This is a genomic window from Janthinobacterium sp. EB271-G4-7A, from assembly GCF_020858075.1.
In the GTDB taxonomy this organism is placed as follows: domain Bacteria; phylum Pseudomonadota; class Gammaproteobacteria; order Burkholderiales; family Burkholderiaceae_D; genus Janthinobacterium; species Janthinobacterium lividum.
Genome location: NZ_JACYMI010000001.1, coordinates 3,362,345 through 3,387,454, shown reverse-complemented (window position 1 = coordinate 3,387,454; position 25,110 = coordinate 3,362,345). Strand labels below are relative to the sequence as shown.

General features: G+C 61.9%; 18 protein-coding genes. 14 read left to right on the top strand and 4 right to left on the bottom strand.

Going from position 1 to position 25,110, the window contains the following annotated elements; all coding sequences use genetic code 11:
* The first annotated feature begins 8 nt into the window (after window positions 1–8).
* Genes IGS58_RS15160 through IGS58_RS15150 form a run of 3 tightly spaced genes read left to right on the top strand, consistent with a single transcriptional unit; the run spans window position 9 to window position 4,750 of the window.
* Entirely contained in the window at window positions 9–2,852 is a 2,844-nt protein-coding gene (locus IGS58_RS15160) for a hypothetical protein (protein ID WP_230521931.1), read from the top strand.
* Between the two features lie 57 nt (window positions 2,853–2,909).
* Window positions 2,910–4,079, top strand: coding sequence for an eCIS core domain-containing protein (locus IGS58_RS15155; protein ID WP_230521930.1), 1,170 nt, complete (start codon window positions 2,910–2,912; stop codon window positions 4,077–4,079).
* 23 nt (window positions 4,080–4,102) lie between these two features.
* Window positions 4,103–4,750 carry a DUF4272 domain-containing protein gene (locus tag IGS58_RS15150; protein WP_139144174.1) on the top strand — a complete coding sequence of 216 codons (648 nt, stop codon included), beginning with the start codon at window positions 4,103–4,105 and terminating at the stop codon, window positions 4,748–4,750.
* 75 nt (window positions 4,751–4,825) lie between these two features.
* Here IGS58_RS15150 and IGS58_RS15145 read toward each other — a convergent pair whose 3' ends face one another.
* Genes IGS58_RS15145 through tssK form a run of 4 tightly spaced genes read right to left on the bottom strand, consistent with a single transcriptional unit; the run spans window position 4,826 to window position 11,255 of the window.
* Window positions 4,826–5,263 (bottom strand): hypothetical protein, encoded by a 438-nt coding sequence (locus tag IGS58_RS15145; RefSeq protein WP_070257344.1) that lies wholly within the window; start codon window positions 5,261–5,263, stop codon window positions 4,826–4,828.
* Window positions 5,264–5,313: 50 nt separating this feature from the next.
* Window positions 5,314–9,120 carry a type VI secretion system Vgr family protein gene (gene tssI / locus IGS58_RS15140; protein ID WP_230521929.1) on the bottom strand — a complete coding sequence of 1,269 codons (3,807 nt, stop codon included), beginning with the start codon at window positions 9,118–9,120 and terminating at the stop codon, window positions 5,314–5,316.
* Window positions 9,120–9,899, bottom strand: coding sequence for a type IVB secretion system protein IcmH/DotU (icmH, locus tag IGS58_RS15135; protein ID WP_034777796.1), 780 nt, complete (start codon window positions 9,897–9,899; stop codon window positions 9,120–9,122). The genes tssI and icmH overlap by 1 nt, the downstream gene beginning before the upstream one ends.
* Window positions 9,900–9,908: 9 nt before the next feature.
* Window positions 9,909–11,255 (bottom strand): type VI secretion system baseplate subunit TssK, encoded by a 1,347-nt coding sequence (tssK, locus tag IGS58_RS15130; protein WP_070257341.1) that lies wholly within the window; start codon window positions 11,253–11,255, stop codon window positions 9,909–9,911.
* A gap of 359 nt (window positions 11,256–11,614) precedes the next feature.
* On the opposite strand from tssK, the gene IGS58_RS15125 reads away from it, so the two are divergent.
* From IGS58_RS15125 to IGS58_RS15075, 11 genes are all read left to right on the top strand, one after another.
* Window positions 11,615–12,196 carry a tetratricopeptide repeat protein gene (locus IGS58_RS15125; protein ID WP_052139838.1) on the top strand — a complete coding sequence of 194 codons (582 nt, stop codon included), beginning with the start codon at window positions 11,615–11,617 and terminating at the stop codon, window positions 12,194–12,196.
* Window positions 12,197–12,262: 66 nt separating this feature from the next.
* Complete coding sequence (tssB, locus tag IGS58_RS15120) at window positions 12,263–12,772, top strand: type VI secretion system contractile sheath small subunit (protein WP_070257339.1); 510 nt, start codon at window positions 12,263–12,265, stop codon at window positions 12,770–12,772.
* 4 nt (window positions 12,773–12,776) lie between these two features.
* Complete coding sequence (tssC, locus tag IGS58_RS15115) at window positions 12,777–14,261, top strand: type VI secretion system contractile sheath large subunit (protein WP_034777802.1); 1,485 nt, start codon at window positions 12,777–12,779, stop codon at window positions 14,259–14,261.
* Between the two features lie 29 nt (window positions 14,262–14,290).
* Entirely contained in the window at window positions 14,291–14,782 is a 492-nt protein-coding gene (locus tag IGS58_RS15110) for an Hcp family type VI secretion system effector (RefSeq protein ID WP_034752191.1), read from the top strand.
* 146 nt (window positions 14,783–14,928) lie between these two features.
* Window positions 14,929–15,417 carry a type VI secretion system baseplate subunit TssE gene (tssE, locus tag IGS58_RS15105; protein WP_070257336.1) on the top strand — a complete coding sequence of 163 codons (489 nt, stop codon included), beginning with the start codon at window positions 14,929–14,931 and terminating at the stop codon, window positions 15,415–15,417.
* Between the two features lie 2 nt (window positions 15,418–15,419).
* On the top strand, window positions 15,420–17,264 hold the full coding sequence (tssF, locus tag IGS58_RS15100; protein WP_230521928.1) for a type VI secretion system baseplate subunit TssF: 1,845 nt from the start codon (window positions 15,420–15,422) through the stop codon (window positions 17,262–17,264).
* Window positions 17,228–18,322, top strand: coding sequence for a type VI secretion system baseplate subunit TssG (gene tssG / locus IGS58_RS15095; RefSeq protein WP_230521927.1), 1,095 nt, complete (start codon window positions 17,228–17,230; stop codon window positions 18,320–18,322). Before tssF ends, tssG begins: the two co-directional genes overlap by 37 nt.
* A gap of 46 nt (window positions 18,323–18,368) precedes the next feature.
* Complete coding sequence (gene tssH / locus IGS58_RS15090; RefSeq protein WP_230521926.1) at window positions 18,369–21,029, top strand: type VI secretion system ATPase TssH; 2,661 nt, start codon at window positions 18,369–18,371, stop codon at window positions 21,027–21,029.
* Window positions 21,030–21,095: 66 nt separating this feature from the next.
* A complete protein-coding gene (locus IGS58_RS15085; RefSeq protein ID WP_230521925.1) occupies window positions 21,096–23,633 on the top strand; it encodes a type VI secretion system Vgr family protein in 2,538 nt (845 codons plus the stop codon).
* Entirely contained in the window at window positions 23,630–24,544 is a 915-nt protein-coding gene (locus tag IGS58_RS15080) for a DUF4123 domain-containing protein (protein WP_230521924.1), read from the top strand. The genes IGS58_RS15085 and IGS58_RS15080 overlap by 4 nt, the downstream gene beginning before the upstream one ends.
* On the top strand, window positions 24,541–25,017 hold the full coding sequence (locus IGS58_RS15075; RefSeq protein WP_230521923.1) for a hypothetical protein: 477 nt from the start codon (window positions 24,541–24,543) through the stop codon (window positions 25,015–25,017). Before IGS58_RS15080 ends, IGS58_RS15075 begins: the two co-directional genes overlap by 4 nt.
* The last annotated feature ends 93 nt before the right edge of the window (window positions 25,018–25,110 follow it).

Here is a 25,110-nt window from a genome sequence, read left to right as displayed (position 1 = left end):
GAGGACGCATGCGCGCGGGCGGCTGCCTGCCGGCATGCCGGAAGGGGGCGCAGCCGATGGAGCATGAGCGCCTGCGGCATAAACCGCGTTCGACGGCGCACACGGCAGCGCGCAGCGGGCCGGACACGCCGCAACTGCGCGTTGCCGATGGCGGCACGCCGATGCAGCAGTACCGCTATGCGCGCAGCCCGGCCAGCTTGCTGCGGCAGCCAGGCCCGGCGGCGTCCATGGGGGCGCAGGGATCGTCCGCATTCCGGGCCATCGCGGCGGCGATGGGCGAGCAGCATGGCGTCGACACGTCGACGCTGCGCGCCACGCATAATTCCCCGTTTCCCGCCACCGTGGAAGCCGATGCAACCTTGCAGGGCAACAAGGTCCATTTCGCGCCCGGCAAGGATAGCGAGCCGAACATCAGGCACGAGGTCGGGCATCACATCATCAATGTCTTGCGGGGCACGCCGCCCCGGACCGATGGCCGCGTCAATGGGCAAGCCGTCAACACGAGCGATGAAGCCGGCGCTGATCGCCTGATGCGGCAGCCGCTGCAACGCAAGGCAGCGCCGCCCCAGCCGCTCGCAGCAAGCGGCCAGGAGCATGATAACGGCCCCGTGCAGCGCACCATCGGCTCTGCGAACCGCTACATCAGTGACAACGAGCTGTGGCGGAATGGCCGCAACGACGTGTTTTCCCTGCTGGCAGAGCTGTACTGGGAAGGATCTGAGGAGTATGACGAGATTTACCGGGAGTTGATGCAGGACCTGCCTGAATTTCCCGGTCCGGCGACGGATGGATGGGATCCCGTGACCTCTGTTGACGCGGAAATGTTCTTGGCGGAGGAAATCGAGAAATTGGGTGCCATGTATGGCGACATGCCGGATGGCGTGCGCGACAGAGTCATTGAATGGAATGGCAAGGTTTCGCGGCAGGGACTGGCACGCAGGAAAGAAAAGAGCTCGGATGCCGCCAGAAAACGCTCCAAGGTGATGAATGCCGCAGGCGACAGCCTGAAGCTATACCATGCCAAGACCGCCCCGACGAAGAACAAGCAGCCGCCGGGAGGCCAGGGGAAGAGCGTTTTTTTCAATCAGAATCAGTTCGATTACTTCCGTTCCAGCGCAGCCAATGTACAAAGGGATATTCTTGGACTGACAGGAGATACCAAGCGTGGTGACGCAGCGTTTGTTAATCAGTTGAGTCAGATCTACAAACCCGCCAGTTCGACGCTTGCAAATGAAGAGGAAGAGGAAGAGCAAACGGCACTGCTGAAAGCTGATGTCGAGCAGGATGAGGGCAGTCCGCTCGGTATCATCGGGTATCGGAATCCGGGTGGGCAAGGACATCCCGGTCCCAAATTGGGCGCCGAGGTCAACAGCTTTACTTACAATCTGCTGCTGAAAAATTCGAAAACCAGGACCTACGCACCCGCGAAAAAAATAGGCGTTCCCAAGCAGTACCTTAGTTCCAAAAAATACCGTACTGAGGCAAGGAAGCTGGTGCATCACGACTTCGATACTCCAGAAGACTATGAGGTGGAGTTGTTCAGGCATTATCGGCAAATCGTGTCCGGGGCAAAGCGGATTTACGGGGATAACGAGTGTATGTTCGATTCATATGCGTTGAAACTGGTGTATGCAGGCATGGCTGGCGAGACGAGTTTCTTTACTTATCCGGCCCTTATTTTTGAAATTCAGGACAAGAACAACCTTGGTATCGATGTTCCAAAGATCAAACAGGGGATTCTTGATAAATGGAATGCTGTCAGCGATGTAACAATGACCGAGCGGCAAAGTTTTGGTTTTTTGTATCCCGCCATCAGCGACCTCGAAAAATCGATCCGGATATGGCCAGGGCAGTATGACATCGAGGGGTTTCTCGCCACGCTGCAGAAGGTGATATCACCTCACGCCGATGTGGCGCGCAGGCGCCGCAGGCGGGGCGGCCGCTTGTCCCTGCTGCAAAACACGCTCAAGCGCAGCATGAATCTTGCAAAGGGCGCAGTAAATCGGGTGGCAGTGGGAAACGACAAGGTCAAAGTGTTGCTCAATCGTATAGCGAGTAACTATGGCAAAGGATTGCAAATATTGCAGCAGTGGCGCAGCTGGCGGACCGACGTGTTGTTTGCAGAGGCGACGCAAGTCATTGAAAACCTCAATGAGGCGGCACTCCACCTGTCGACGGAGTATGAGCAGAGCGAGGCCAGGGGAAAAATGGAAGCCGCTGTCTTGCGCCATTACACGGGCCCCGTCCAGGGTGCCGGCTATACCATTGCATCGTTCTACCTTACCCACAGCGGGCAGCAAGGTTCGAGCAGCGCGATGATGTTTCACGGGGCCGACGCGGCCTTCGTGAAAAAAAAGGTCAAGGACAGGGGGCCGGTGTACTTTGAAACCATGACCTCCACGGCGGGGCCCAAGTCGCTCAGCCTGGTCGATCCTGCCTATAACTTTACCACCAGAGAAGAACTGGCTGACTTTGGAAAACAAAATACCGGTGATGCGCAAATCTACGACATGACGAATATGGACCCTGCCGCGCTGCCTGGCCTGCTGGGGAAAAATACGCATGCCAAGGTCACGCTGTATGCAAGCCTTTCGAAACACTTCCAGTTCGGAACCGACAGCACCAACCTGGGCTTCGTCATGCATTTGCAAAAGGCCGGGGATGAAGCGCCAGTCGGCAGCTATTTGCCGAAGGGCGCGGTGTGGGATATGGGGTCAACAAGGGTGCTAAAAAAACCAGCCTATGTGCCAGCCGTGCCGTCTGCGCTCTACCATCATGCATCGTTGTTGCTCGATGCACAAACTGGCACGAGTAAGGTCGCAGGCAAGCGCAAGCGCAAGGAGGAGTCGTGAAAATATCCGCCAGCAAAGCTGATCATGACGCATGAGCCATTGCGGCACAGGCCGCCCATGCAGCCCGCCACGGACACGCGCCGCGCGCTTCCTGTCGTCCAGCGGCAGGGCGGGCACGGCGGCACCGCCATGGCGAACTTTCGCTATGTGCGCAGCCCGGCCGGCGGGCCTGCCCCCGATGCCAGGCGCGCGCCGCTGCCATCGGCGCTCAGGACCGGCATCGAGCAGCTGTCGGGCATGGCGATGGACCGGGTAACGGTTCACTACAATTCGCACCAGCCTGGCCTGGTGCAGGCACATGCCTATGCGCAAGGCGGCGATATTCATCTGGGACCTGGCCAGGAAAGACACTTGCCGCACGAAGCCTGGCATGTGCTGCAGCAAAGGCAAGGCAGGGTGAGGCCCACGATAGCGGCGCACGGCATGGCGATCAACGATGACCGCGCGCTCGAGCAGGAGGCAGACCGGATGGGAAGCCGGGCCATGAACGCGATGCCCGCGCGATCGGCAAGCCTGCAGGTTCCCGCGCCAGCCGCCGCCGAGCCGGGGGCAATGGTGGCGCAACGGGTCATCTTCAATGGCACCGATTACAAGGACGATCCGAAACACAATAATAGAACGATCATCAGCGATGCGCTGGACGCCATCATCGAGGCGCAAAATGGCACGGTGCTCGATCCGGACAGCTGGATCAGCTGGGTCGATTCGATCAATGTCAAGCTGCAGGCCAGTGGCCCCACCAAGGCGATATTGAAGGAAATCTCGCTGTTTTATCAGCAAGTGGCGGAGCTCAGCTTCAAGGTCAATCCGGTGCTGGCCGAGGCATGGCGGCGTTGCCGGGACGCCACGTCGAACTGGAAAGATTACAGCTTGGTGGGCGGAAAATTCAAGGACAAGTTTACTGAGTTGCTGGACGAAATCAGCACGGACTTCCCTACGCTGGCGGCCAAGGCGAGCACCGTCACGACCTTCAAGGTCAACAAGGAGCACATGGTCAACAAGGGCGCGAAATTCGGTGGCGGGCAAACCGATTTCGATAATCTGATGTATGCGGCCGCTCCACCAACAGGCTCGACAGCGACTTTGTCGGAGTTTCACAAGTCCCTCCATGCGATGAAACCAGGCACCGGGAAGGTGAACTACAATGCGCTGCATCCGGATATCCGCAAGGTGATCGAGGATGAACAAAAGAAATACAATGAACACCTGATGGGCAAATTTATTTAGATCGATTGGAAAGCGGCCTAGCCATGAACACCATCCCTTCTGACGTGGCGCTGGCGCGCCTGGATCGTTCGGTTCGTCATCTGACATCATTGGGCCTGCCGCTTCCCCCAGGCCAATTGCCTTTGCCACCGACATTGAGCGGTGCCGTGCGCAGCGCACGCGACACGGCAGGGCGCGCCATTTGCCTGTGCATGTGCGCCTCGCGCGCCGAAGGACTCGCGCCGGAGCTTGCCTCCGACCTGATCGCGGACCTGGGCGCCGCGTCCGCATTACGTCCCCTCGAAGCCGCATTTCTCGACCCGCAGACCGATCCGGCACAGCGGGGTCCCGTGTTCCAGTGGGGCTTCGAAGCGTGCTGGGCGCTGTTATGGGCCTTGGGCAAGGTTGGCAGTCTGGAGACGCCGACGGCCACTTGCGACCCGCAGCGCATCGCCGCCATGATCACCGGTGCCGGCTCGATCGATGCGCTGGCTGAGCCGTTGCGCGGCGATGGGGAACTTCTCGATGCGCTTGACCTGAACACGCGCCTGCTGGCCGTGTGCCAGCAAGCGCGCTTCGTCGACGTTCCAGGGGGATTGATCGGGCAGGTCATCGCGCAGCGACAGTTTGCCTTGCTGTGGCTGCTGGATCCGGCAGCTGTGCCGTGGGAGGAGATCGAAGTGGCTGTTTGAGCCGGCTCGCGGGCGCTGCCTCAGGCATCCGGCGAAACGCTTGTTCCGCACAACACCATCCGCACCAGCATCGTCTTACTCCTCTTTTTCAAAGATGCGGATCTTCGCGCCGCCCTGGTAGTCCTGCAGCTCCGCTTCGCCATCGATGCGTATGTCGCCCTTCAATATCACTTCCACGCTGATATCGACTTTTTTGATGCGAAACGTTTCAATGTCGGTTGGATGCACGTCGATTTCCATGGAAATCGAGGCGCCTGGCGCAATCGTGGTGAATTGCGTTTTCAGCGCCGGATTGGCCAGGCCACGGCGGGCGTAGGTGACGGCGCCGGTATCGGTATCGATGAATTTGACGATCGGGCCCGACTTGCGCAGGTAGTCGAGCGGAAAACCGATATCGCGGCTGCCATCGTTGCGGATGGTAACCAGCAGGTCGATCGGCTTGCGCTCATAGACGCAGCCAGCGTTGCCCAGGCATTGCAGGGAGATGGAGAGGGGCGCGTGGGTGCTCGTCATGGTGTTTGCTTTCAATGGTAGTGCCATCAGCATGGCATAGATAAGCAGGGTCAGACAATATCGCATCGTATTTTCCTGCCGATTTTTTTGCTCAGTAATTCCTGCGCCTCGATCGCGATATTCCAGCCGTGGCGTTTCAGGATCCGCGCGCCTTCTGCGTACGACATGATCGATTGTGTCAGGTCTTCCGGCGAGGTGCCGTTGACGTGGCAGACGATGGGCTCGTCGAGCGTGCCGTCCGGCTTGAAATAGCGTACCGTTTCTTCGAATTCCGTGTACGAGTATTCGTCGGGCATGCCGACGCAATGCCCGAATTCATGCGCATACGTGGTCAGTGCCGTTGCCAGCGACACGTTCATCACGTCGCCGGTCACGTTTTCGCGGTCATAGCGCTTGTGGATCTGCAGCGTGTAATGCTGATTCTCGTCAACCCAGAGGACGCGGAAAACCACGGGCAACACTTTTTGTCCGCATTGCGGATCATTGATTTCAAGCCGGAACTTGTTGTTCCAGTTGCCTTCGATGCCGGCCGTCGCGTTTTTCTTCGCCAGCGCCACCACGTTGGCGCGCTGCTTGACGCGCAGCGCCGCCGATTCCGTGCCCTTGTCGCTCTCTTCCAGCGCCTGTCCTGCGGCGTCCAGTACCGTGATGGCCTTGAAGCGCACTTCCACCACCACCGGACCGTCCGATTTTGACGGCACGTACAGCTTGAACCAGATCCTGTCCTTGTATTTGTGCGGCGTGCCGTCGTGCTGGTAAGGCTGCGCATAGCGGCCATACGAGGGACCGGCGATTTCCTTTTCGTAGTCCTCGATCCAGCAGGCCGGCAGCTTGACCAGCACTTCCTTGCGCCGCTTGTTGTCCACCGGCGTGGTGCTGGAGTCGCCTGCCGGCTTGTATTTGGGTTCCGGCGGGGTGCTGGCCCTGGCTGCCGGCTGCCCTGGCGAACCTGGCACCGGCGCCGGTGCGGAAGAGGGGGCGGATGCCGGTGCCGGTGCCGAACCTTGGCCTCCCACGGTTTTCAGCAGCTCGATCACCAGCGCCTCGGTGGCGGCTGCCGCAATCACATGCGTCAAGCCCTTTTCGTCGGTCATGCCGCTCTCATAGCTGCCATCTTCGCGCTTGATGCGGTAGGGCTGGCGCGGCATCGCTTCGCCCGTGTCGCGGTCGCGCAGCACAAAGCCTTCATCGAACAGCTTGATGCGCGTGTCCGGCAGCGCCGGCAGCACGCCCGCCGCGCTGGCGCCGCCGTTGAACACGTGCTGACCACCCTTGACCGTGAAGTTGCCGGGACAGGTAAACGTGATATTGCCGCCTTCAAGCGTGATCGACGATTGCCCGGCCTGCAGCGTGATCTTCTGATTGGCCTTGATGTCGATGCAGTCGTTGACCGAGATCACGGTAATGGCCTTGTCGGCCAGGATTTCCAGTTGCCCCGTATGCGCCTGCAGCGATACGGGGCCGTTGGCGGCAATTGCCTGGATGCCGCCGGCGTGGGTAAACAGCCCTTGCGCGCTGGCCGACACGGATGAATAGGTGTGGCCGGCCGTCATGTGCAAGTCCGCTTGCATCGTCCAGTGCAACTGCTGGGCGGCAAACACCACGGTCGAGCCGGGCGTGGCCCAGTTGATGCTGGCAGGCGCTTCCATCAGTACCAGCGGCTGGCCGAACTTTTCCACCGGCTGGTCGGCGGCCAGCTTGCGCTCGCCTGCGCTGGCCTTCAGTGCTTCCTGACCGCCCACGCTCGCTTGGTATTTGCCATCCTGCTGTGGATCGATCTGCTTGATCAGGTCCAGCTGGGCCTGTTTCGCGTCCTGGCTGAACAGGGCGGTTTGTTGCTGTGCGGCCTCGGCCAACGACTTGTTCAGTTCGGCCGCGCCTTTCAGCTGGGCCAACGCTTCCGTGGTGTCGAGCTGGGTAGAGGCAACGCCCGCGCCAGTCTGTGCGCGGGCGGTGGTCGAGATGAGCACGCCTTCGCCGCCGCGCAGCACGCTCCAGGCATCGGTGCGCAGTTCGAAACCGCTGCCGCGGTAGCTGCCGCGCTGGGCCGTGTTGGGGCCTTGCTGTACCAGGTAGCCGAGGTTCAGCTGCGTGGCCGCGCTGCTCGTCGCCAGGCGGGTGCGCAACTGGCCCGGCGTGTCGTCGATCACCCACTGGTTATAGCCGCCGCCATCGAAATTGTGGCTGTGGATGCCGGAAATGACGCCGGCATGATTGACGTCCGAACCGACGCCGGCCGCATACGGCGGCGCGTCGCTGCCGGTATAGAGCTGGGCCACTACCAGCGGACGGTCCATGTCGCCTTCGATGAAGTCGACCAGCACTTCGGTGCCGATGCGCGGCGTAAATTGCGAACCCCAGTTCGGGCCGGCCAAGGCTTCGGCAACGCGCACCCAGGTGCCTGACGCTTCATTGCCGGGCGCGTTGCCCTGTTGATCCGTGTTGTGCGCCATGCCGCCCGGATTGGCGGCGCCGCCCCGTTGCCAGGCGAACTGGATGCGTACCTGGTGGTCGCGCCCGGTGGTCGCCACGCTGTCGGGCAGGCCGACCACCAGCGCCGTTTGCGGCCCCAGCGCGCTGCTGGCCACGCGCGCGGCTGTGGCGAGCGGCACGATGGCCACGCTGGTCCGCGCGCAAGCAAAGGTATTGCGGTAGGTGCCGGCCTCGAGCTGGCCATCGAGCAGGCTGGCGACGTCGCTCAGGCTGGCAATTGCCGACAGTTTCGACAGTCGCGCCGTCAGCGCGCCGCCGGCCGGCCCCAGGTTGTTGCGTGCTTCGTGCTCGACCCAGAGCACGGTGAACTGGTTGGCGCCATCGGCATAGTGTTCGTGCTGCAGCAGGTCAAAGGCGTGGCCGGCCGCCATGCGCCGCACCGCGCCAGCGCCCGTGAATTGCTTGTTCTCCAGTTGCAGCGCCTGCAGCATGCGCAGGCCGTGCGGATCGGCCGCCGTGCTGTCGGGATAGCGCCGTTCGCCGGAGCCGTCGTACAGGGGCAGGGGTGGCAGCTCGCCCGCCTGCAGGCTCGAACTGTGTTCGGCGGCCGGCGCCGCCAGTTGCTGCGGGTCCCAGCTGCTGATGCCGACCGCATTGGGCCGCACCTGGCGCCGCGCGCTGAAGCTGTCGATGGCGTCATCGGTATCGCTGGCGCGCACGCCGTGAAAGCGCAGGCCAGCCACGCCCGGCGTCGGCGGCGCGACTGCCTTGCTGTCGAAAATCACGAGCTTGTGTTTTGCCTGCTGCGCGTTCTGTTGTTCGCCTTGTTGCGCCGCGCCATCCTCCTGTTCGTGCTCGAAGCGCCAGCTCAGGCCTTCGAAGGCCAGCACGCGGGTCAGGAAGGCCAGGTCGCTTTCGCGGTATTGGGTCCAGACGGGGCGTGGCGCCAGTTCCTGGCTGACATCGAATTCGAAACGGACCTGCGGATAGTCGCCGAGCAGCTCCGTGATGAGGTCGCGCGCGTTCTTGTCCTGGAAGATATAGCTGTCGCGGCGCAAGCCCAGCAAGGCCAGGGCAGGCTCGAGGCGCAGCCGGTAGCGCGCCACGCCGCCATCGGCGCCGGCAAAGCCGCAGTCGGTGCACAGTCCGTGCCAGGCGCGCCAGCTGCCGTCGGGCTGCAGCAGCTTGAGCGTGATTTCTTCCCCGAGAAAGCTGGCCAGGTCCAGGCCCGCCGCCGTGCTCAAGGCATCGACCTCGAAGCGGAACAGCTCATTGACCGCCTCGCGGCCCGTCATCCGCTCGGCCATCAGCGATTCGGGCAGGTTCGATTCCTGCGCCGTGGCAAGCGTGATCAGCCGCGCATGCTGGGACAGGCCGGTGCCGAACACCCCCAGGGCGGCCTCTGTCGTTGCCGGGCCGCTCATTAAGGCAACGTGATGGTCAGGTTGGCCGTGCGCGGCGCCAGCTTGACGATATCGCTGTAGGCGTTCATCTGCTGTTCGGTGTTTTTGGCCAGCATGGTGCGTAGGCCCAGGTAACCGAGTGCACAGATCAGCGCGAATATCGAGCACAGCACCCACAGCGGCACGTCGTTGCGCAATTTGTGCGCAATCTGGTCGGGGCGTTCCGCATGTGGCGCAAAGCCCGCTTTCTTGCCCTTCATCTGGGCGATCTCGTCACCCAGGCGGGCCGTCAGGTAGGCCAGTTTTTCCGAGCCTTCCAGGATGTACCGCCCCTGGAAGCCGAGCAGCAAGCACATGTGAAACACTTCCAGCGCCTGCAGGTGTGCGCTGCCGCGCGCGCGCAGGGCTTCGAGACGGATGAAGAAATTCTCGCCGGCCAGCTGGTCGCCGAACAGCACCAGTTGCAGCGGGCGGCGCGCCCAGTCGTCGCGGATGGCATACGGCGAACGCAGGATGATTTCGTCGACAGCCGCGCAAAATGCATATTTGGCGGCATCGATATCGTCGGCCGAGGCCGCATGTTTTTTCGCCGCGTGCCCGAATTCGTCGAGAAACTGCGTCATCTTTCTGATGAAGTCGGCATTGTCTTGCGGGCCGCTGCCGTTTTTCAGCATGAACAGCGCGTAGAAACCGTCGTACATCAGGTCCGTCAGCGTGTGTTCCGTGCCCGGGCCGGCAGGTACGCTCGATGCGTAAGCGGCGGAGCCGCCGGACATCAGGGAGGGGGCGTTTGCATTCATCGTTTATCTTCAGGAAGTAATGGCGACAAGTTCAAGTTTCAGATCCCGCATGCCGGACGGAACGTAGATCGAAATCGACTGGGCCTGCAGCATGCGGTCGTACATCTGGCCCTTCGCTTCGATGGTGAAGTAGTACGTATCGGGCCGCACGGGCACGGCGGCCGGCACTTGCGGCGTGTGCTGCAGGCGCACGCCGGGCAGGGCCGACAGCACGAATTTTTCCACATCGTCGGGCGCGCCGATCTTGAAGCGCAGCGGCACCACGTCCACCAGTTCCACGCCCGGCAGGTCGGCCGAGACGCCCAGGTAAAACGCGGTCTTGTCGTCGATCTTGCCCGAATCGAGCTTGCCGTGATGGTAAGACGGCTTGATTTCGGTCAATGCAATGGCGAAATATTTTGACGAGATCACCGTGTCGAGCAGTTCGCGGATGATCGCGTGCAGGCGCGCGAACGACGGCCCCGGATCGGTGTGCTGATAAGCCGGCAGGTCGGCCAGCGCATGGGTTTTCGAGAACGTCATCAGCGCGCCGGCCAGGGCCAGCAGCGCTTCGTACAGGCGCTCCGGGTGCAGCGCCGGATGATGGAAATAATGGCTGAGCGAGGCAAAGGCCGAACTGGCCGTGTGCAGCAGCCAGAACGAGGACATGTCGCCGGAGCGAAATTCGATCACATTTTTGCTCGGCTCGCGGTGGTGGCCGTACAGGGCGTTGACCTTTGCCTGCAGCGCATCGATCAGGCGGCGCAGTTGCAGGAACAGCAGCGGGGCGCTGCGGATCGACAGGCTCGGCGGCACGAACGACGGGTCCGGCTCGAAGCCGCCGGTCGACAGGCGCCGCAGGCGCAGCAACGGAAAATTCACATACGAATCGCGCGGTTCCGATTCGGCCACCAGGCGCAGCGATTTTTGCAGGTAGGCCAGTTCGGCCTGCGCTGCATGGGTGTACAGGTCGGGCGTTTCCAGGTTGGTCTGACCGTAGCGGGCTGCGCTGTTGGTTTGGTCGGGCGCGGCAAAGTTGCCGCCGAAGTGCTTGAAGGCGGGCAGGGCGGCATAAAACGTGACGGTTTGCTGTGATTGCAGCAGCTTGCTCAGGTCCAGGGCTTCGGGCAACTCGTCGGCGCCGGGAGCGTTGTAGATTTCGCCATCCTGGAACACCAGCGACAGTTCCAGCAGCCGCAGCGTGTTATTGCTCAGCGCATCGCGGTCGATCTGCACGTGGTTGACACCCCAGGCGTAGGGATGCAGCGCCTTGATGCTTTCGTGCAGGCGATGTTCATGGTACCGGTCTTGCTGCTGGAAGTGCTGGGGGCGCAGAAACAGGCCTTCACCCCATAACAATTTGCTTGTAATGCTCATCGATTGCCCTTTTTCCCGAGGAAGTAAAAGCGCGGAGAACGCTGCCGCTCCCGGGCTCTTTTGCAGCGCGATCGGCGCCTTGCAGGTGCATCCGATCATTCAATCTTTGCAATAAGAAATTATGTGCTTTTTTCGCAACTGCAACAACATTAACATTATCTGGAAGAAAGGCGCGTACGGTACGTTTCCCGCATGGCGCCTGCCTTTGCGGCCGATCGGATTGTGAGTTTTCGCGTATTTTCTATTGAACGGAGTCAATATTCAATCCGTGTTAGTCTCGCAAAAATAAGAATTTGGCAACTATAAATTGCAAGTTTTTTAATGACCGCGTCATCTTTTTTTTTGAGGGAAATCAGACCATGTCTCGCCAATTCACACTCCATTTTTTTGCCGCGGTTGCCTGCGCATTGACGCTCAGTGCCTGCAGCACCGCGCCTGCGGTCAAGACGGCGCCGCCGCCACCCTCGCTCGACGAGCTGATGGCAAAGGCGACCCAGGCTGCCAGTTCGGGCAACAACGAAGCGGCCATGGGTTTGTGGAAACAAGCCGCTGTCGAATTCCCAGCCGATAAGAATCCATGGGTCCGCATGGCGCAGACCCGCTATGAGGCGGGCCAGTACGGCGACGCCATCATCAATGCCCAGGAAGTGCTGGTGCGCGACCCCGCCGACAAACTGGCCAACAGCGTCATTGCGATCAGCGGACTGCGCCTGTCGACGCGTGCCTTGGCCGACCTGAGCCGCCAGAACAACCTGTCCGGCCCGCTGCGCACCGAATCGCAGGATCTGGCCAAGCTGTTGCGCGAAAGCCTGGGCGAAACCGTGCTGGTACCGGCGCCTGCCGCGGCGCAGGCGCGCGACAAGCAACCGGCGCGTCCGCCGCGCAAGGGACAGAGCAAGACTGCTGACAGCAGTGCCAATCCCTTCGATGGTTTGAAGTGAAGCTGAGGCAGTAGCAATCTACCAGGGCATCGCGGATGCCGCCGATTACTCGTGAAGGGATGTGTCATGTCAAAAAAAGAAAGTGTTCAAAAACGCCTGCAAAAGGTCCGGCCGCCACGCGTGCAGATGACGTATGACGTGGAAATCGGCGATGCGATTGAAAACAAGGAACTGCCCTTCGTGATGGGCGTCGTGGGCGACTTCGGCGGCAATTCGGAAGTCGAGCAAAAACGGCTGAAGGACCGCAAGTTCATCGGTATTGACCGCGACAATTTCGACGAGGTGCTCAAGGGCGTCGAGCCGCGCGCCGCGTTTGGCGTCAGCAATGAGCTCAGCGATGAAGGCGGCCAGCTGCGCGTCGACCTGCGCTTCAAGTCGCTCAATGACTTCCGTCCCGAGGCGGTGGTGGAGCAGGTGGCGCCATTGCGCCGCCTGCTCGAGGCGCGCACCAAGCTGGCCGACCTGCGCAACAAGCTGGCCGGCAACGACAAGCTGGAAGATATCCTGAACGACGTGCTCAACAGCACGGAAAAGCTGGCCCAGCTGGAACAACAATCCACCGCCAAGAAAGACTGATCCCATGTCCGCTCAACTGACCCCCGCGTCCGGCGCCGCCGCGACCACCGATATCGGCTTGCTTGACCAGATCGTCGAACAAAGCAAGGTTGCCAAATCCAGCGTCGAGCATGCACGCGCCAAGGATCTGATTTCAGAACTGGTCAGCCAGGTGATGGAGGGCACCGTGGTGGTGTCGGACAACCTGGCGGCCACCATCGATGCGCGCGTTGCCGAGCTGGACAGACTCATTTCGCGCCAGCTCAGCGTCATCATGCATGCGCCCGAATTCCAGAAGCTGGAAAGCAGCTGGACCGGCCTGCATCACCTGGTCGATAACACGCCCACCGGCACCAACCTGAAGATCAAGCTGCTGAACGCCACCAAGCGCGAGCTGGTGCGCGATTTCCAGAGCGCGCTGGAATTCGATCAGTCGACCATGTTCAAGAAAGTGTATGAGGAAGAGTTCGGCACTTTCGGCGGTGCTCCATTCGGCGCGCTGCTGGGCGACTTCGAATTCACGCGCCAGCCCGAAGACATGTATTTCCTCGAGCAGATGTCGCATGTGGCCGCTGCCGCCCACGCGCCCTTCATTTCGGCCGCATCGCCCGAGCTGTTCGGCCTCGAGAGCTATTCCGACCTCGGCAAGCCGCGCGACCTGGCCAAGGTGTTCGACACGGTCGAATATGCGAAGTGGAAGTCGTTCCGCGAATCGGAAGATGCGCGCTACGTCGGCCTGACGCTGCCGCGCTACCTGGGGCGCCTGCCGTTCAATCCGGCCGACGGCGCCACCGTCGACGGCTTCAACTTCGTCGAGGATGTCGATGGCACCAACCACCAGAAATACCTGTGGTGCAATGCCGCCTATGCCTTCGGCGCCAAGCTGACGGCGGCCTTCGACGACTATGGCTGGTGCGCGGCGATCCGCGGCGTGGAAGGCGGCGGCCTGGTCGAAGACTTGCCGACCCATACCTTCAAGACCGACGAGGGCGAAGTGGCGCTGAAATGCCCGACCGAGATTGCGATTACCGACCGGCGCGAAAAAGAGCTGAGCGACCTGGGTTTCATTTCGCTGGTGCATTGCAAAAACACGGATTACGCGGCGTTCTTCGGCGCCCAGTCGGCGCAGAAGGCCAAGAAGTACAACACCGATTCCGCGAATGCGAATGCGGTGCTGTCGTCGCAGCTGCAATACATCTTTGCCGTCTCGCGCATCGCCCATTACATGAAGGCGATGATGCGCGACAAGATCGGCAGCTTTGCCGCCGCGTCCAACGTCGAAGATTTCCTCAACCGCTGGCTGATGCAATACGTGCTGCTCGACGATAACGCCAGCCAGGAGCAGAAGGCCCAGTTTCCACTGCGCGAAGCATCGGTGCAGGTGTCGGAAGTGCCTGGCCGTCCGGGCGTCTACCGGGCGATTTCCTTCCTGCGTCCCCATTTCCAGCTCGATGAGCTGTCCGTTTCACTCCGTTTGGTCGCGGAGCTGCCGCAATCGACCAAATCCTGATTTTTTCATAAACAACCGAAAGGAATGACATGGCAATCGACGTTTACTTGCAAATTGATGGTATCAAAGGCGAATCCACCGACACCTCCCACAAAGATTGGATCGAATGCAAGTCGGTCCAGTGGGAAGTACTGCAGCCGAAATCCGCCACCGCCTCGACGGGCGGCGGACATACCGCCGAACGTACCGAGCACAAGGATATCGTGGTCGCCAAGCTGGCCGACCTCGCCACGCCCCTGCTGCTGCAAAATTGCTCATCCGGTAAAACGATCCCGAAAGCCAAATTCGAATTCCTGCGTGCTGACGGCCAGGGCGAGCGCATCAAGTACTTCGAGATCGAACTGGAAAACGTGCTGATCAGCAGCGTGGCGCCATCCGTCGCGGCTGGCGACATCCTCGGCGAAAATGTGTCGATCAAGTATTCCAAGGTCAAGTGGAAATACACGCAGCAAAAAGTCGGTGGCGGCTCAGGCGGCAATACCTCCGGCGGCTGGGATCTGTCGGCCAACAAGACGATTTGATCGGCAACGGCCCTTGCCGGATGAAGCCGTTCCGGCTAGCCGCCGACGGTGACTCCGGCTTGTGCCTGCGTGACTGATGCTCCTGAATCAAAGGGCCGCCGCAGGCCGCCCTTTTGTTCCTTCCCACTGCCAATGACGGGATACCGATGAAGGGTTTTACGCCGGGATTGTTCGACCGCCTGATGGACACGCCTATCCAGGGTGCTTCCAGCAGCACCGTCTCGCGCCTGTCGCTGGAGGATTTGAAAGACACCGTGGCGCGCGACCTGGAGGCGCTGCTCAACACGCGCACCGTGATACCGGAAGCGCTGCTGAAAAAATTTCCCGAATGCGGCCGCTCGATTGTCACCTACGGCCTCAATGATTTCGCCGGCCTGAGCTTGTCGAGTTCCGATGACCGCGCGTATATCTGCCAGTGTCTGGAAAAGGCCATCGCGCGCCATGAGCCGCGCCTGCGCAGCGTGCGCGCTTCGCTGGAAATCCAGGAAGGCTCGATCAATCGCCTCAATTTCGCCATCACCGCGCTATTGGTGGTGCACTCGGCCCAGGAACCCGTCAACTTCGACGCCATCCTGCAGCCGTCAAGCCTGCATTACACGATCAGCAAGGCGCGCCGTGCGGCGCAAGGAGCCTGAACTTGGAAGAATTATTGCCGTATTACGAACGTGAACTGGGTTTCCTGCGCCGCTATTCGCGCGAGTTTTCCGAGCGCTACCCGAAGATCGCGGGACGGCTGCTGATCGGCGGCGAAGTCTGCGAAGACCCGCATATCGAGCGCATGATCCAGTCCTTCGCGCTGCTCAATTCGCGCATCTCGAAACGCCTCGATGACGATTACCCTGAATTCACCGAGGCGCTGTTCGAGGTGCTGTATCCGCATTACCTGCGGCCGTTTCCTTCGTGCTCGATCGCCCGTCTCGACTACAGCGGCGCGGCGGCGCAGCTGACGGCCGCCACCGAGATTGCGCGCGGCACCGAACTGGCGACGCGCCCCGTCAAGGGCGTCGCGTGCACCTTCCGCACCGCGTATCCGGTCACCGTGGCGCCGCTGGCGCTGACGCATGCGGCGTTTGCCGCCATCATCGACGCGCCCGAGCAGGTGCAACTGCCGCCAAACGCCACCTCCAGCGTCAGCATCGTCATCGAAGCGACCGCCGATCAGATCAGTCTGGCGCAACTGGGTGTCAAAAAGCTGCGCGTGTTCATCGACGGCGAGCCTTCGTTTTGCGCGGCGCTGCGCGACGCGCTGTTCATGCGCACGCTCAAGGCCTATGTGGAAGCGGACGATAGCGGACGCTGGAGCGCGCTGGCGCAGATCCCTGTCAGCGCCGCCGGCTATGCCGAGGACGATGCGCTGATCCCGTTTTCAGCCCGTTCGCATCCGGCCTACCGGCTGCTGACCGAATACTTCTGTTTTCCCGAAAAATTTAATTTTTTCGACATCGACCTGGCCGCGCTGTGCGCGCCGCTGCCGTCCGGCTGCCGGCGCATCACCTTGCACCTGGCCCTGGCCGGGCTGCGCACGGATTCAAATACGGCGCGCATGCTGGGCACCATGTCGACGAATAACCTGCTGCTGGGCTGCACGCCGGTGGTCAACCTGTTCCGCCTGCGCGGCGAGCCGATCCGGCTGACGCATACGGCCGCCAGCTATCCGGTGCTGGCCGATGCGCGCCGCGCCTACGCCTTCGAGGTGCAGGCCATCGAATCGGTCAAGCTGGTGCGCCAGACGCCGCAAGGGGAGTCGATCACGGAATTTCGCCCGTTCTATTCGCTGCGCCACGGCCAGATGCCGGCCAGGGATGGCCATTACTGGGTAATGCGGCGCGATGACACCGTCAGCGAGAAAAGCCCCGGTTACGAGACCGAGATTTCCATCGTCGACATCGATTTCGATCCGGCCGCGATTGAAACCGATACCCTCAGCCTGGAGCTGAGCTGCACCAACCGCGACCTGCCGGCGCAACTGACCTATGGCCTGCGCGGCGGCGACCTGTTCCTGGAAGGCGGATCGAGCGTGCGCAGCATCCACTTCCTGCGCAAGCCGACGGAATCGCACCGCTTCGAGCGGGGGCGCGGCGCGCACTGGCGCCTGATCTCGCACCTGTCGCTGAACCATCTGTCGCTGTCGGGCAGCGGCCTGGAAGCGTTCCAGGAAATGCTGACCCTGTATGACTTGCCCCGCTCGGCGACCTCGCAACGGCAGATCAGCGGCATTGCGGCGATCGACCACAAGGCGGCCAACGCCTGGCTGCCCGGCAATCCCTTCGCCTGCCTGGTGCGCGGCCTGGAAGTGCGGCTGACGCTCGACGAGGAAGCGTTTGTGGGCAGCGGCATCCATGCGTTTGCCCATATCGTCGAGTGTTTTCTCGGCCTGTACGTGCATGCCAACAGTTTTACCCAACTGGTGGTACTGTCGAAAAAATCGGGAGAGGAGTTGTTGCGATGCAAACCACGCAGCGGCGATTTGAGCCTAGTGTAATAGAGCGCCTGTTCGCCGAGCCTTACCGCTTCCAGTACTTCCAGGCGGTGCGCATGCTCGAACTCTGGCTGGTTCGCAACGGCATGGCGCGCGAGGGCGCGGTGGCCAACTACCTGCGCTTTCAAAATTCGGTGTCGCTCAATTTTGCGCCCAGCCAGCTTGAAGCGGTGCAGGCGGAACCGCGCGAGCTGGGCGCCCTGGCGGCCGACATGCGCGCGCTGGGCGAGGCCGTGCGGGGCGGCGAACTGAAATACGTCCGCATCACGCCTGCCTTCATGGGCTTTCTCGGCGTGGCCGGCGCGCTGCCGGCCCACTATACCGAACGCATCGCCGCGCACCAATTGTACGAAAAGGACGAAGGACCGCGCGCCTTTCTCGACACCTTTTCCAGCCGGGCGCTGGCGCTGTTCTACGAAGCGTGGCGCAAGTACCGCCTGGAACTCAAGTACCAGCTCGATGGCAGGGACAAGTTCCTGCCGCTGCTGCTGTCGCTGGCGGGACTGGGCCATGCGTCGCTGCGCCAGCGCCTGTACGACGATGGCAATGGCGTCCTCGACGAGTCGGTGGGGTTCTTTGCGGCCGCCATGCGGCACCGGCCGCCATCGGCGGTGGCGATCGGCCAGGTATTGTCGGCCTATTTCGGCCAGACCATCAAGGTGACCCAGTTTGTCGGCTGCTGGTACGACGTGCCGCCCGACCAGCAAAGCAGCCTGGGCGGCATGAATGCCATGCTGGGTTCGACCGCGCTGGTCGGCGCGCGCGTCTGGCAGCGCGACTTGCGCATGCGGCTGGTGGTCGGACCGCTGGCGCGCGTGCATTTCGACGCTTTTCTGCCGGGCGGCGCGGCGGCGCGCGCGCTGGAAAAAATGCTCACCATGTTTACCGGCCTGTGCCTCGAATACGAAGTGCAGCTGGTGTTGCGCGCCGACGATGTGCATGGCGTCACGCTGGAGCAGCCGCGCAGCGGCGGGCGGCTGGGCTGGGACAGCTTCCTGATCACCTCCGGCGCCGCGCAGGACCGTGGCGACGTGCGCTATGAACTGCATACGCTGGCATGAATTATTTTCCCTTTTTTATCCGTTTCCACACAAGGACCTTTGCCCCATGAGCATCAACCTCAAGACGCTGATCAGCAAGCTCAATGACACCAGCCGCACCGCCGCCACCCGCGCCGCCGGCATCTGCGTCGGCCTCGGACAATACGAGGTCGACCTGGAACACCTGTTCCTGGCCCTGCTGGAACAGCCGGCCAGCGACTTTGCGCTGATCGCCCGCCACAGCGGCATCAGCGTCAGCATGCTCGAAGCGGACCTGCAGGCCGAGGTGGCGCGCCTGCAGACCGGCAATGCGCGCACCCCCGTGTTTTCGCCCAGGCTGCCGAAGCTGTTTGAAAATGCCTGGCTGATCGCGTCGCTCGACGTGCAGGCCGGCCGCCAGGCCAGCATCCGCAGCGCCCATCTGCTGCAGGCGCTGCTGACCGACCCGGAGCTGGCGCAGCTGGCTTACCGCGGCTCGAAACTGTTCAACAAATTCAAGCTCGACGACCTGAAGCACAACCTCGACAAGATCACGCAAGGCTCGCAGGAAGCGGCAGGCGCCCCGGCTGCCGATGGCGAGGCGGGGGAGGGCGGCGATCCGGTCGGCGAACTGGAAGGGCGCGCGGCCGCGTCGAAAACCCCGGCGCTGGACCAGTTCACCACCAACCTGACGGCGCGCGCGCGCGACGGCAAGGTCGATCCGGTGATCGGGCGCGATGCCGAGATCCGCCAGGCGATCGATATCCTGATGCGCCGCCGCCAGAACAATCCCATCCTGACGGGCGAGGCGGGCGTGGGCAAGACGGCCGTGGTCGAAGGGCTGGCGCTGCGCATCGCGCAGGACGACGTGCCCGATGTGTTGAAGGGCGTCGAGATCCATACGCTGGACATGGGCCTGCTGCAGGCTGGCGCCAGCGTCAGGGGCGAGTTCGAGAACCGCCTGAAAAACGTCATCGACGAAGTCAAGAAAAGCCCGCACGCCATCATCCTGTTCATCGACGAAGCGCACACCATGATCGGCGCCGGCGGCACGGCCGGCCAGAACGATGCGGCCAACCTGCTCAAGCCGGCCTTGGCGCGCGGCGAGCTGCGCACGATCGCTGCCACCACCTGGGGCGAGTACAAGAAGTATTTTGAAAAGGACGCCGCGCTGGCGCGCCGCTTCCAGGTCGTCAAGATCGAGGAGCCGAGCGAGGAACTGGCCTGCGCCATGTTGCGCGGCATGGCGCCGCTGATGGAAAAGCATTTCAATGTGCGCATCTACGACGAAGCCATCACCGAAGCGGTACGGCTGTCGCACCGCTACATCATGGGCCGCCAGCTGCCCGACAAGGCCATCAGCGTGCTCGATACCGCCTGCGCCAAGGTGGCGCTGGGCCAGAACGCCACGCCGGCCCTGCTGGAAAACCTGGTCAAAAAGCTTGACCGCATCGACGCCGAAGTCGCCGCGCTCGAGCGCGAGGAAAAGAGCGGCGGGAACCACCCGGTGCGCCTGAAGGACTTGCGCGCGCAGCGCAGCACGGCCGCCGGCGAGCATGCGACGCTGGCCGCGCGCTGGGAAAACGAAAAGACCCTGACCGGGAAGGTCAAGGCGGCGCGGCAGGAGCTGGAAAACGCCGGTGCGAAACCGGACGCCAGCCAGGCTGGCGACCTGCAGGCCTTGCTGAAGGACCTGCGCGCGCTGCAGGGCGAAACGCCGATGGTGCCGGTGCAGGTCGACGGCCACGTGGTGGCGGAAATCGTCGCCGGCTGGACCGGCATCCCGCTCGGCAAGATGGTCAAGGATGAAATCCGCACGGTGCTCAAGCTGAAGGATATGCTGGAAGAGCGCGTACTGGGCCAGTCGCATGCGATCGAGGCGGTGGCGCAGCGCGTGCGCACCTCGCGCGCCAACCTGGACGACCCGAACAAGCCGAAGGGCGTGTTCCTGTTCGTCGGCCCGTCCGGCGTGGGCAAGACGGAAACGGCGTTGGCGCTGGCCGACGTGCTGTATGGCGGCGAACGCAAGCTGATCACCATCAACATGAGCGAATACCAGGAAGCGCACAGCGTATCGGGCCTGAAAGGCTCGCCGCCCGGCTATGTCGGTTATGGCGAAGGCGGCGTGCTGACCGAGGCCGTGCGGCGCAACCCGTACAGCGTGGTGCTGCTCGACGAAGTGGAAAAAGCTCACCCGGACGTGCTCGAACTGTTCTTCCAGGTCTTTGACAAGGGCGTGATGGAGGATGCCGAAGGGCGCGAGATCGACTTTAAAAACACCATCATCATCCTGACCTCGAACGTCGGTTCGGGCATCCTGATGCAGGCCTGCCTGAATGTGGCGGCGGCTGACCTGCCGACGCCGGAACAGCTGGAGGAAAAGATCCGCCCGCAACTGGTGAAAACCTTCAAGCCGGCCTTCCTGGGGCGCTTGAAAGTGATTCCGTTCTATCCGATCTCGGACGATGTGCTGGTCAATATCATCGGCCTGAAACTGGGCAAGATCGCCCAGCGCATCGCGGCCAATCACAAGGCCGAATTCAGCCACGACGAGGCGCTGGTCGAGGCAGTGCTGGCGCGCTGCACCGAAGTCGATTCGGGCGCGCGCAACGTCGACAATATCCTCAACGGCACCGTGCTGCCCGAGATCGCCGAGTCGGTGCTGGCCAAAATGGCCGAAGGCGCAGCGATCACGAAAATCAAGGTCAGTGCCAGCAAGCAGGGGCAGTTCAAGTACACCATCAAGTAAGCATGCGTACGCGAAGCAACATGGCTGCGCCGGCAGGCGCAGCGTCACTCAAGGGAATGGACATGCATGGCTAATCCGGAGCAGGGAACAGACAATCTGTTTGCAGGGATCGGACAGCACGCCCGGCTGCTCAAGCTGGACACGCCGCTGGGCGCCGATGTCTTGCTGGCGCAGCGCGTCCATGCGGTCGACTGCGTGAGCGAGGGATACGACTATGTCGTCGATCTGCTGTCGCTCGACGATGCGGTGGAACTCAAGCAGCTGATCGCCCAGGAAGTGACCTTGTGGGTACTGCAGCCCGACGCCAGTTACAGCCCCATCCACGGTTACGTGCATACGGCCAGGAAGCTGGACAGCGATGGGCAGCTGTCGGCCTACCAGATCGCTTTTGCCAGCTGCCTGCACTTCCTCAAGTTCCGCAAGGATGCGCGCATCTGGCAGAACAAGGGCGCCGACGACATCATCGCCGACGTGCTGGGCGGCCATCCGCAATGCCAGGGCAAGTTCAGGTTCGACCTGAACCAGGCGGTGCGCCAGCGCTCGTATTGCACGCAATACGAGACGGACTGGCAATTCGTCATGCGCATGCTGAAAAGCGAAGGCTGGTACGGCTATGTCGAACAGGCGGCCGATGGCAGCGGCCATCAGTGGATCATCACCGATTCGGTGCAATCGCTCAAGCCGCTGCAGCCCGGGCAGATTGCCTTTCACCGCGCAGCTGGCACCGAGGAACTGGACAAGATCGTCCAGTGGGGCGGCGCCCGCACGCTGTCGAACAGCCAGCTGGCGACCCGTACCTATGATTACAAGGCGCCCCGCAGCAATCACCAGGATGCCGTGCAGATCTTGCCCGGGCACGGCAGCATTCCGTCGCAGCTCGAGGTTTACGAATATACGGGCGCCTACAGCAGCGCCGACACCGAGCATGGCGCGCAACAATCGCGCCTCCGGGTGCAGGAGTGGGAATCGCGCATCAAGCGGTTTTTTGGCACTTCGGGCGTGCGCCGGCTGCCGGTGGGCTGCTGGTTTACGCTGCTCGACCATCCGGCCCATGCCGAAGAGGCGGCCGAGGAGCGCCAGTTCGTCGTGCTGGGCGTGGAATGGGCGATCGAAAACAACCTGCCGCTGTCCAGCATGCAACAGGATTTTTCGGGCAGCCTGAAAGGCCGGCTGCAGCAGTTCAAGGAAGAAGCGGGCTTGAACCGCGCCGACCTGGCCCCGACCGGTACCGGCGATGAGCGCACCGGCCACTGCTTCAACCGCTTCGAAGTGCAGCGCCGCAGCGTGGAATACCGCAGTGCCTTCGTGCACGCCAAGCCGGCCATGCATCCGCAGACGGCCACCGTGGTCGGCCCGGCCGGCGAGGAAATCCATACCGATACCCTGAACCGCGTGAAGGTGCGCTTCCATTGGGACCGCCTCAATCCCGGCGATGAAAAGGCCTCGTGCTGGGTGCGCGTGAGCTATCCGAATGCCGGCGAGGGCTATGGCGCCGTGCATGTGCCGCGCGTTGGCCAGGAAGTGATCATCACCTTCCTCGACGGGGACGTGGACCGGCCCATTATTACGGGCCGCATCTACAACGGCGAACAAGCGCCGCAGTGGCATACCGATGGGCGCATGTCGGGCTACAAATCGAAAGAGTACAAGGGCGCGGGCTTCAACCAGCTGGTGATGGACGACAACACCGAGCAGAACCGGGTGCAGCTGTACAGCAGCAATACCCATGCGCAGCTCAACCTGGGCTATCTGGTGGGGCAGCAGGGCAATCAGCGCGACGGCTTTTTCGGTTCCGGCTTCGCCCTCAATTCGGATGCGTATGGCGCCATCACCGCGCAAAAGGGACTGTACATCAGCACCTACGGCCGGCCCGGCGGGCGCGGCTCCCAGCTCGACGTGCGCGAGGCGTACGATCAGCTGACGCAGGCGCACGAGCTGGCGCAAAACCTGTCGGACGTGGCGGAAAAGTCCAGTGCCGAGGCGCTGCCGGGGCAGCAGGCGTTCCAGCAATTCATCGACGCGACCCAGGCGCAATACGACGGCGCCGGCCAGCAGGGCGCCAACCGCTTCGCCGAGCCGGTACTGCTGGCGGCGTCGCCGGCCGGCATCGGCCTCGCCACGCCGAAGAGCACGCACCTGCACAGCGGTGAACAGCTCACGATGTCTTCGGGCGAGGATACCAACCTGGCTGTCGGTAAAAGCCTGATCGCCAGCGTCAAGGAAAAGATCAGCCTGTTTGCATACAACGCGGGCATCAAGCTGTTCGCCTCGAAAGGAAAGGTCGAGATCCAGGCGCACGGCGGCGACATCGACATCATCGCCGAAAAGGTATTGCGCCTGCTGTCAGCCACGGACCGCATTGAAATTTTTGCCAAGAAGGAAATCATCCTCGGTGCCGATGGCTCGGCCATCAGGATCAACGGCGCGGGCATTACCGATATGACGAGTGGCCAGCGCATTAGCCATAACGCCGACTTCTCGATGCCAGGCCCCAAGACGATGCCGTATGCGCTGCCGGTGCTGCCCAAGGAAGTCTGCCTGGAATGCCTGAAAAAGCGCGCAAAACAGCGTACCGCCTTCGTCAACAAAGGATCTCAACGATGAATTTTTTGCCTCTGGATCAGGCTTCGTTTGCAGCAAACCTGGCAAGCGCGTTCGACAATCGTGAACTGAGCTGTTATGCCATTGTCGACCAGGCGCAGGACGGCACGCTGCTGGCGCACTTTGAAAAAGAGCAGATCAGCATGCACAGCAAGTGCCTGCTGCCGGCGGCGCTCGGGTCCGATACGGAAGCGTACGCGCCCCATCTGGTGGCGTTGTCGCCACTGGCTGCCGATACCGAAGCGTGGCCGGACATCGTGCAAGGCGCCGCCAGCCATCCTGCCAGCTTTACGCTGCTTGCAAGTACTGATGATTTTGACACGCTGTGGGAAAGCCTGGCGGCGTTTACCGAGATATTGCTGCCGGACGGCACCGACATGATTTTTGCCTTCTGGGACCCGGCCATCCTGGGCACCCTGACGGGACAGAAAAGCGACCTGACTTTGCACGTGGGGGTGCAGGCGCTGACCGTTTCCCAGCGCGAGCGTCTGCTGCAAGGCATAGTAGCATGGTGGTACTGGGACCGCGATGGCCATCCCCAGCAGGTGCTGCCAGGGGAAAACGACCATGGCCTGCCTCCCCACCGGGTGACCTTGCCGCTCAAGCTGGCCCAGGTGCAGGTCGACATGCTGGTGGAAGCGGGCATGCCGGACCAGCTCTTGTCGATGCTGCAGGAAAACCAGCCGCAGCTGCTGATGGATATTCCACCCGCGCAACACTACCGCCTCGTGCAAAAACACCTGTTGGCCGCGCGCAAACTGAAGCTGTCCGGCATGCGCGACATTCTTAACTACACCTGCGCCGCCCTGATCTACGGCGACAAGCTCCAGACCAACCCGGTCATTGCGTCACTGCTGGCGCAGGTCAAGGCCGGCGATATCAGCTTTGAAGCTGCCATGGACCAGTTTCCATGAGCATCTGGGAACAGGAAGCAACGAAGTCAGGCCGGCGGCTGGCGCTCGGATTGATGGCGTGCGGTTTGCTACTGCCGCTGGCGGCGTACGGCCAGAGAGTGCAAAAAGAAACAGCATTGAATGTAGAAGTGTTCTCCTACGTTGATCGGGTCATTACCGACATTTCTTTTAACGGCACCGGCCTGGGCGTGATGAACAGGTATGGTGGCACTGGGACCATTACTGATGTTTATATTCCGTTCGGGATTCAGGCATTGAAATGGACTTTGGGCGGGCCAAAAGGAACGCCACGCAATGGCGAGCGTATGACTCCGAAGAATCAACTTGTGATTTCGCCGGAGCAGATACCGCCGGGAACGCGTTATCTCGGCATACATCTTTATCCCGATGATACAGTCGAGCTCACCTTTGTGGACTCCATACCTGAACGAACAGCCCGAGGCGAGAAAATTCTGGCGGCGAGGAAGAAATAACATGCGTGAAAAGGATGGAAGAAATGCGGCAACTCAAAAATTGGCACTTTCGTCGCCAAGCAGGCGTCACGCCAACATGGTGATTGCACTGGG